At 33.9% G+C, this 380-nt stretch carries 2 protein-coding genes; both read left to right on the top strand.

Annotated features, from left to right (window positions below; translation table 11 throughout):
- The first annotated feature begins 58 nt into the window (after positions 1 to 58).
- Positions 59 to 211, top strand: coding sequence for a hypothetical protein (locus PUR61_RS45265; protein WP_329877710.1), 153 nt, complete (start codon positions 59 to 61; stop codon positions 209 to 211).
- On the top strand, positions 192 to 380 hold a 189-nt coding region (locus tag PUR61_RS45260; RefSeq protein ID WP_329877707.1), incomplete at its 3' end, for a hypothetical protein. The genes PUR61_RS45265 and PUR61_RS45260, both read left to right, overlap by 20 nt.

Genomic DNA, 380 nt, shown 5'->3' with positions numbered 1-380 from the left:
TATTTTGTTTTTTTTTTTATTTTTTTTTTTTCTTTCATTGCCTCTTCAGGGGTTTTTTATGATTATTAACCACACTCACGCCGGGGGGGGGGTCGGGTGTTGTTTTTTTTTTTTTTTTTTTGTTTTTTTTTTTTTTTTTGGTTTTGTTTTGTTTTGGGGGTGTGGTGTGGGGTGTGTGTTGGGGTGTGGTGTTGGGTCAGACCGCTCGTAGTTTTTTTTGGTTTTGTGTGTTGGTTTTTTTTTTTTTTTTTTTGTTTTTTTTTTTTTGTGGGGTGGGGGTTTTTGGGTGTGTTTGTTTTTTTTTTTTTTTTTTGTTTTTTTTTTTTTGGTTTTTGGGTGTTTTTGTTTTTTTTTTTTTGTTTGGCGGTGCCGGGCCCCCC

The sequence above is a fragment of the Streptomyces sp. BE20 genome (assembly GCF_036322525.1).
GTDB lineage: Bacteria > Actinomycetota > Actinomycetes > Streptomycetales > Streptomycetaceae > Kitasatospora.
The sequence above is the reverse complement of the archived record's forward strand: the minus strand, read 5'-3'. Positions and strand labels throughout refer to the sequence as shown.